Raw genomic sequence first — 9,007 nt, forward strand, 5'->3', positions numbered from 1 at the left:
GACTCTATTGGTTACCACTGGCTTATTTTTAGCTATGGTAAGTCGCGTTGATCTTGACGTAATCATAGGTCAGATCACAACCCCAAGCCTGTCCATGACCAGTACCGTTGTGTAATTCAACGTTGAGCGTGATCACCTTGGCCGCCAAAGCCTTCGTCAAAGTGGTTACCTCCGTTGACCCCGCTTGACTGGCTTGAATCAAGGGTAAATCGTTTAAAGTCACATCAACTGCAGACAGATCTAGATGAGCATTGGTTTGCCCAATGGCCACCATGATCCGTCCCCAATTCGGATCTTCCCCATAGATGGCTGCTTTAACTAAGTTAGAGCCGACGATCGCTTTAGCGACTTGTTGACCTTCAAAGTCCGACCAAGCGCCAGCCACGTTCACGGCAACTAACTTAGTGGCGCCTTCACCATCGGCCGCAATTTTCTTAGCCAATTCGCCTAAAACATAAGTGAAAGCTGCAGTAAAGGTGGCGTAATCGGCAGAACCGGCCGTCAAAGGTTGATTACCGGCAGCTCCGTTAGCTAATACGGTCACCATATCGTTAGTTGACGTATCACCATCAACCGTGATCTGGTTAAAGGTCGTGTCGGTAGCCTGGCTGAGTAGCGCTTGTAATAAATACCCATCAATCGCCGCGTCCGTGGTGACAAAACCGAGCATCGTTGCCATATTAGGATGAATCATCCCTGAGCCTTTACAAAAACCGCTAATGGTGATCTTTTTGCCAGCTAGTTCGCAAGTCACCGCTACGGTTTTAGCGTGGGTATCAGTGGTCAAAACGGCCGTCGTCACTTTATGATTATCCGTTAATTGTAACTGTGCGATTCCGTTGGCGATCACCTTCATCGGCAATAATTCGCCAATAATACCAGTGGAAGCCACCCCGACAAGCGCGGTGCTTAACCCTAATTTAGTGGCCGCTAGTTGTTGCATTTGTTGGGCGTCCTTTTCACCTTGGGCACCGGTACAAGAATTAGCATTGGCGCTGTTCAAAACGATGGCCTGCAATTGATGTTGCTGATTGATCGTCTGTTTCGTTAATTTAGTGGGGGCCGCCTGAAATTGATTGGTCGTGTAAACACCAGCAGCTGCAGCAGGTGTTTCTGAATACAGCCACCCCATATCTAATTTTTCTTGACGTAACCCAGCGTGAACACCGTCAGCTTTAAAACCTTGGGGCCAGGTAAATGGGATTTCTGTATAATTTGCTTGCATAATTTCTCTCCTTCATTAAATCGTTATGGCATGACCGTGGCCAGTTGTAGCCCAGCGGTTGCAGCAAAGCCAAAATATTGGTTAAAGTTCTGTAACGCTTGCCCCGCAGCACCCTTCAGTAAGTTATCAATCACACTAACGACTAAAACGGTGTGGGTAATGGGATTGTAGCTAAGGCCTAAATCGCAAAAATTAGTGCCAACAACTTCCTTTAAGGTTGGCAACTGAGCGTTAGGTAAAACCCGGACAAATGTGTGCTCTGCGTAAGTATTGTTAAAGGCCTGCGTTAATTGTGCTGTAGTCACGCCGGAAGCAACTTTGGCGTAGATCGTCGCCATGATCCCCCGGGTGATCGGTAGTAGCGTCGTTGTAAATTGGATCGCCGGGATCTGTTCATCCCAAATTTGTAATTGTTGCATGATCTCAGGAATATGTTGGTGCTGATTCACTTTATAAAGTTGTAAATTTTCATTGGTTTGACTGAAATGGGTGCTGGTGGCGAGTTTCTTGCCGGCACCAGATGTTCCTGACTTAGCGTCAACAATAATACTGTCCGGAACCACTAAATGTTGTTGGGCCAGTGGCGCTAAACCGAGTAAGGTCGCCGTGGCGTAACAGCCAGGATTGGCAATATACGAATGTCCAGCCGCATTAGCAAATTCGACTAAGCCGTAATGGCTGTGCTGTAAGGCACTTACTGCCGGTGCCGGCTTGTGATACCACTTGGTAAACACTTGTGGATCCTGCAACCGATAATCACCAGACAAATCGATCACGGGAAAATTGGCGGCGATAAATGGGGCCGCTAATTTGGTCGTTACGCCGGCCGAAGTTGCGAAGAAAATCACGTCGCAGTTGGCCATGACCGTGGCTGCATCCAATGGTTCGATCATTGTATGATCACCGATAAAATTAGGAACTGCTTCTACTAAAGGTTGCGGCTGGCTATCCGAACGACCGAACAAGCGAATCGTCGCCACCTCAGGATGTTGCTGTAATAATTGATATAAAACCACGCCACTATAACCGGTAACGCCGACTAAAGCTGCGTTCATGTCCCTCACCGCCTTTATTTATATGGATAGTTTTTAAACTTAACTAGCTTAAATGTGTTAAAAAAAGCAGATCCTTGCGGCTAGCTCTGCAAACCAAACGCATCAATACGTCTCCCATCGCTTGTTAGCCGATACACCATAATCCGAACGCCCTTTTTAAGCACTCTTCATGAATTTTTAATCAAACTATCATTGACCAACAGCTTACACCTGCCTTTTTATAAATGCAAGCTTTTTTCAATTTTTATGCATTTATTCTTTTATATTTGCATATTAAGGCGTATATATTTAGAATTATACATTTATTTTGAATTTTATAGTTGACTTATATAGAAAAATGCGGTTTACTTAATGACAATCAATACAGTAAATATTTGTATTTTTATGTGAAAGGATGAAAACGAATGAAAAGTTATCTTATTTTAGAAGATGGTTTAACATTTGCCGGCGACGCTTTTGGCGCCCACATTGCTGCTGCTGGTGAAGTGGTTTTTAATACCGGCATGACAGGCTATCAAGAAGCGATCACCGATCCTTCCTATACAAATCAACTGATCACCTTCACTTATCCCTTGATCGGCAATTACGGCATCGACGCCACCCATGATCAAGCCAAAATGGCTGGTTGTGCGGCAGTTATCGTGCGTGAGTTAGCTGAACTACCGAATCATTACGCCCAACAAATGAACCTAGACGAATTTTTGCAACAAGAACAAGTGCCCGGGATCCAGGGTATTGATACCCGCCAGCTCACCAAACATATCCGCCAACACGGCACACTAAAGGCCATTTTGACTACCAAACCATTAACCGTTCCTTTCAAGTTGGCTTATGCGGCGATCAAACAGAAAAAAGCACCGTTGGAACGTGCTACTTTTACAACCACTCACGCCCAACAGCACGTGGTTTTAATTGATTTTGGTACTAAAAAAGCGATCATTGATCAATTATTAGCCCACGATTGTAACGTTGACGTGGTGCCTTATACCACATCGTTAGCCGCAATCGAGGCGTTACAACCAGACGGTATTTTCCTATCCAATGGTCCGGATGATCCCGCTGATTATCAAGCGGCTTTACCATTGATTCAGGCATTACAAGTGAAATATCCATTGGCCGGGATCTGCTTAGGCCATCAATTGTTGGCTTTGGCTAACGGCGCGCAGACTTACAAATTACAGTACGGCCACCGGGGATTGAATCATCCCGTTAAAAATATCGCCACCGGTAAAACAATTTTGACCAGTCAAAATCACGGCTATGCAGTCGCTGCTGAATCGCTGGCCAACACGCCTTTGACCATGACCGCTTATGAATTAAACGATCATAGTGTCGAAGGATTACGCCACCAAAGTTTGCCTGTGATCTCCGTCCAATACCATCCTGAGGCCAACCCTGGTCCTACAGATGCCCTAGGCTTCTTCAATGAATTTTGTACACTGATGATCACTAACAAAACGAAGAACAGTAGCGTAGCTTAATGACTGCTTAGTACTAACGATTTACGAAAATAAGTACCCGATTGCTGCCTAGTGAAATCATTCAAGCTAGTCCAGTGGATCGGGTATTGCCTTACTTGATTCTGTTCACGCCGATACTGACTATAACGGCGGCGTGGATTATATACTATTGAACAGGAAGATGCTTATGCCAAAATTAACTGATATTCATAAAATTGCTGTCATCGGCTCTGGCCCGATCGTGATCGGTCAAGCCGCTGAATTCGACTATGCCGGTAGCCAAGCTTGTTTAAGCTTAAAAGAAGAAGGCTATTCGGTGGTATTGATCAATTCCAATCCAGCAACGATCATGACCGATGACGAAATCGCTGATAAAGTTTATTTAGAGCCACTAACTTTGGCGTCCGTTAGTGCCATTTTAGCCAAGGAACGGCCCGACGCGCTTTTACCAACTTTAGGCGGCCAAACCGGCCTGAATTTAGCCGTGGCATTAGATGATGCCGGTATCTTAGATAAATACCATATTCGGCTGTTGGGCACTGGCTTAGCAACGATCAAGCAAGCCGAAGACCGGGAAAGTTTTAAAGAATTAATGCAAAAAATTGGCCAACCAGTGCCAGCCAGCAAAACAGTCCATGCAGTACAAGCTGCCTTGGATTTTGCGGAACAAATCGGCTACCCAGTGATCGTTCGCCCGGCTTATACCCTAGGGGGAACCGGCGGCGGCATTGCGGCCAACCTAAAAGAATTACAGAAAATTATGGTGCGCGGTTTGAGTATGTCACCGGCTAACGAATGTTTAATTGAAAAAAGTATTGCCGGCTTTAAAGAAATTGAATATGAAGTTATGCGCGACAATATTGGCGATAAAATCACCGTGTGCAATATGGAAAATTTCGATCCGGTTGGCATTCACACTGGCGATTCGATCGTCTTCGCCCCTTCACAAACACTGAACGATACTGAATACCAAACTTTACGTCAGGCTTCTTTGGATATCATTGACGCGTTGGACATTAAAGGCGGCTGTAATGTGCAGCTTGCGCAGGATCCTAATAGCGCAAATTATTATATTATTGAAGTTAACCCCCGGGTCAGCCGCTCTTCCGCCTTAGCTTCAAAGGCTACCGGCTACCCGATTGCTAAGATCGCCGCTAAAATCGCGGTGGGTTTAAATTTAAGTGAGTTACGCAATCCCGTCACTAAAACAACTTATGCCGCTTTTGAACCAGCGTTGGACTACGTGGTTGCTAAGATTCCCCGCTTCCCCTTTGATAAATTCAATACTGCCGAACGTAAATTAGGCACACAAATGAAGGCCACTGGCGAAGTTATGGGCATTGGCAGCACGATCGAAGAGTCCTTGCTTAAAGCCTTGCAATCCATGGAGATCGATCCGGCGGCCATCAATGAACTGAAACCAACTAGCGCAACGCCGGACTTGGCTGCCGCGCTACACACACCAACTGACGACCGCCTGCTGGTTATTTTTGCCGCGATCCGGGCCGGTTATAGCATTGCCAAGATCCAGGCGCTAACACAGATCGACCGCTTCTTCTTAGATAAGCTGGCACATATCGTGACTTTGCAACAACAATTAGCCGCTGATCTGAACGCGACTTACACCACTGCCAAGAAATTTGGTTTTAATGACGCCATGATCAGTACCTTGACCGATCAGAAACTGCCAGGAACAGCGCCGGTCTACAAAATGGTTGATACTTGTGCCGGTGAATTCGCCAGTAGCACCCCCTATTTTTACAGCACCTATTTCGGTAGTGAAAATGAAAGTCAGCCTTTAGGCAACAGTATTTTGGTCATTGGCTCCGGCCCGATCCGCATCGGCCAAGGGGTGGAATTCGATTACACCACCGTCCACTGCGTACAAGCCATTCAGCAAGCTGGCTACCATGCGATCATCGTCAATAACAATCCAGAAACAGTATCCACTGATTTCTCGATCTCGGACAAGTTATATTTCGAACCTTTGACCCTTGAAAGCGTGCTTCACATCGCTGAATTGGAGCAACCATTAGGCGTGATCGTCCAGTTTGGTGGCCAAACGGCGATCAATTTGACTAAAGGATTGGCGACTCACGGGCTGAAAATCCTCGGCACTTCCTTACACGGCATTGAACAAACCGAAGACCGCCACCAATTTGAAACACTATTACAACAACTAGCCGTTAAGCAACCAGCCGGTAATACGGCAACCAGCTTGCCGGCCGCACAAAAAATTGCCGCGACCATTGGTTACCCCGTAATGGTACGGCCAAGCTTCGTACTTGGCGGCCGGGCCATGGCGATCGTCCATGATGAAACCGAATTAGCCCACTATTTAACTAATGCCTTACACGCGGCCCCTGATCAACCGATCCTGATTGATCATTACGTTCAAGGTTTAGAATGTGAAGTCGATATTTTAAGCGACGGCCACGATGTTTTCATCCCCGGTATTATGGAACATATTGAAGGCGCAGGGATTCATTCCGGTGATTCAATTGCCGTTTACCCACCCCAACGTTTAACTGCAGCTCAACAAGCCGAGATCGTCACCATTGCCACTAAAATTGGTCAAAACGTGCACTGTATTGGCATGATGAATATTCAGTTTATCGTTGCGGACCAAGTCTATGTGATCGAAGTCAATCCACGGGCCAGCCGGACGGTTCCTTTTATGAGCAAAGTCACTAAATTACATTTGGCGAAGCTTGCAACGCGGTTGATTTTAGGTGCCAGCTTCACCGAGCTTAAGCTAAGTCCAGGGTTATTGACACCACCTGACTTAGTCGCCATTAAAGCGCCTGTCTTTTCCTTCACCAAGTTACCGGGAATCAGCACCGCGCTTAGTCCCGAAATGAAATCCACCGGCGAAGCGATCGGGATCGCTGCTGATTATGCTACTGCATTAAGCAAAGCCTTAACCGATAGTTACCATTTCTACGGTAGCCACAGCGGCCAGATCGTGTTGCTAACACCAGCGCTGGCACAGGATACGGCGATCCAGCAAGCACTCCAACAAGCACACCTCACGCCGCAAGTGTTAGCCGCTACGGACACGCCAACAGTCGCGGTTGACCAAGTCGCGTTAGTAGCTAATACTAACGAACACCAAACTGCGGCCGATCCGCTGAATTATTTTGCCTTAAGTCAAAATATTCCGCTTTTTACAGCTAAAGATACCTTGGTGGCCGCCTTATTACTGGCCAAATAACCTAAAGGTAACAAAAACAAGCACTGTGGCATAACCCTGTCACGGTGCTTGTTTGTTTTTTCGGACAAGTTGGTTCCAGCAAATGTTGCATCACCCAATATGCTGATAAAACACGACCACCATAAAATTCTTTTTGCCAAGTGACTACCCAACATTAAAATTTAGTGATAAAATGGTGCTTACATTTAATTTTTCAAAAGGAAGCGAACACATGGACGAACTTTTAATTGGTTTATTTGCGATCGCCGGTGGGATGGCGCGTTTAGGGATTGATCAACTCTTCGCTTTCAGCTCATTACCCGTGGCAACTTTTATGATCAATCTAGTGGGTAGTTTTTTGTTAGCCTATTCAACTAACACTTTAGGCCAGCTGATTCATTTCCCAGCACAACTAACTTTAGGCATCGGCACCGGCTTCATTGGTGCTTTCACCACTTTTTCATCATACATATTGGAGATCATTCAGTTATGGCAAGCGCACGCGTACTTTTTCGCCTTAGGTTACGCCTTACTTAGCCTGCTTGGCGGCTTCATTGGTGCTTATCTGGGTCTGCACTTCAGCCGTGTTGATTTAAAACAGGAGGCGACCAAATCATGACCTACTTACTTGTAGGCGGTGGCGCTGCGCTAGGCGCTATTCTACGCTACGATGTGACCAAACTGATCAAGCGCTATGTGCTGGGTCGTTTTCCCTTCGCCACTTTGACCATCAACTTGCTGGCGGCGTTACTGCTTGGCTTTTTGGCCAGCCATTTAGGAACCACCAACGATTTTTACTTTCTTCTAGGTACCGGTGTTTGCGGCGGCTTCTCCACCTTTTCAACTATGAGCTATGAAACTGTATTACTACAGCAGCAGCGCTACACTGGCTTAGCTTGGCTTTACTTGGTCTGTTCGTTAGTTGGCGGGATCGGTTGTGCCTTGATCGGGTTAAGTTTAGGTAGCCTTTTTTAAAGGTGCCGGCGACATTAAAATTGAATCGGCTACACCAATAAAAAACACTGATGAAAGTAGTGAAATTTGAAGTGCGGTAGAAAAGTTAGACAATTTAAATTTTGAATTAAGCGATCATGGCTTGATCCCAGTACTCAACCGGGATCAAGCCATTTTTACTTCTAAATATTTTGACATTATTGAACCAACCAACATATCATTCGATATTACGAGGACTGATATGAAAAATATGCTGAATCTCCAAAGGTTCTGATCGATGGTGATAAATATGAATTTTGTTGAAAACAAAGTTGATCGTAACATTGTTTCTAGACATGATTAAAGCCAAACTTCGAAAAATCAAGTCTAGCACGGCATAACTAATGTCATTGTAAATAAACTGAACTTAAAGTCTCTCATTCTTAAGCTCAGTTTATTCATTTTTTATTATATATTGATAATATTTAATTGATGTGTGGTTATACTTTTCAATATACTTACGACAAGTATATTGAATTTGTTATCGGAGGAGTTCACGAAGTATACTATTGTATCTGGGATTGTTACGGTGATAATGATCATAGGTGGATATTCTAGTGCGGCTGCTTTAGAGCATACAGGTAGCCCATGGGCGGTTCCTGCAAACCTCATTGCAATATTGGGATTATTGGGTGGTTCAGGGCTTATTGTGGGATGGAAAAACGCTCCGCAATATGAAATTGAAAGCAAATTAAAACTGACCTCACTTAAGCATACGCAAAAACTGATTTGATAACTTGATTGAAACTTCAGCTAAAAACATCTGCATTAACCACGTATAACGCATGGTTTGGCATAGCTTTTCTATACAAACTAAGATTTGAAATTTGAAAAGTATTCCTATAAATGATAGTATTGAGTTATCGAAAAAGATATTCAAATCAAATTTTCCCAGAAACCTGCTATATCCGGTAGCAGGTTTTTTGTATACACAAAAAACTCTCCGCGCGGCCGCCGCGCGTAACCATCTATGAAAAGAACGCCTTTGCCGTTATACTAGCGGTGAAGGCGTTCTTTTGTACATCGTCTGTTTATTGGTGCCTTGAGCCTGAGCAAAAAACCGATGGTCTTCAATTCGTGA

The 9,007-nt window shown here is 45.0% G+C and carries 7 protein-coding genes; 5 read left to right on the forward strand and 2 right to left on the reverse strand.

The features are described 5' to 3' along the window. Positions 1-28: 28 nt before the first annotated feature. A complete protein-coding gene (argJ, locus tag FFM78_RS11605) occupies positions 29-1,225 on the reverse strand; it encodes a bifunctional glutamate N-acetyltransferase/amino-acid acetyltransferase ArgJ (RefSeq protein WP_137638584.1) in 1,197 nt (398 codons plus the stop codon). 23 nt (positions 1,226-1,248) lie between these two features. Next, positions 1,249-2,280, reverse strand: a complete 1,032-nt coding sequence (argC, locus tag FFM78_RS11610; RefSeq protein WP_137638585.1) for an N-acetyl-gamma-glutamyl-phosphate reductase — start codon at positions 2,278-2,280, stop codon at positions 1,249-1,251. A gap of 404 nt (positions 2,281-2,684) precedes the next feature. Between argC and FFM78_RS11615 the strand changes: the two genes are divergently transcribed. The 5 genes from FFM78_RS11615 to FFM78_RS11635 all read left to right on the forward strand — a co-directional run bounded on the left by FFM78_RS11615 (position 2,685) and on the right by FFM78_RS11635 (position 8,659). Beyond that, on the forward strand, positions 2,685-3,761 hold the full coding sequence (locus FFM78_RS11615; protein WP_137638586.1) for a carbamoyl phosphate synthase small subunit: 1,077 nt from the start codon (positions 2,685-2,687) through the stop codon (positions 3,759-3,761). A gap of 166 nt (positions 3,762-3,927) precedes the next feature. Continuing rightward, on the forward strand, positions 3,928-6,954 hold the full coding sequence (gene carB / locus FFM78_RS11620; RefSeq protein WP_137638587.1) for a carbamoyl-phosphate synthase large subunit: 3,027 nt from the start codon (positions 3,928-3,930) through the stop codon (positions 6,952-6,954). Between the two features lie 211 nt (positions 6,955-7,165). Beyond that, complete coding sequence (locus FFM78_RS11625) at positions 7,166-7,552, forward strand: fluoride efflux transporter FluC (RefSeq protein WP_137638588.1); 387 nt, start codon at positions 7,166-7,168, stop codon at positions 7,550-7,552. Then, a complete protein-coding gene (locus FFM78_RS11630) occupies positions 7,549-7,908 on the forward strand; it encodes a fluoride efflux transporter FluC (protein WP_137638589.1) in 360 nt (119 codons plus the stop codon). Before FFM78_RS11625 ends, FFM78_RS11630 begins: the two co-directional genes overlap by 4 nt. A gap of 553 nt (positions 7,909-8,461) precedes the next feature. Further along, the gene (locus FFM78_RS11635; RefSeq protein ID WP_137638590.1) at positions 8,462-8,659 is read left to right on the forward strand and encodes a hypothetical protein; all 198 of its coding nucleotides are present in this window, start codon (positions 8,462-8,464) and stop codon (positions 8,657-8,659) included. The last annotated feature ends 348 nt before the right edge of the window (positions 8,660-9,007 follow it).

This window comes from Loigolactobacillus binensis (assembly GCF_005405165.1).
GTDB lineage: Bacteria > Bacillota > Bacilli > Lactobacillales > Lactobacillaceae > Loigolactobacillus > Loigolactobacillus binensis.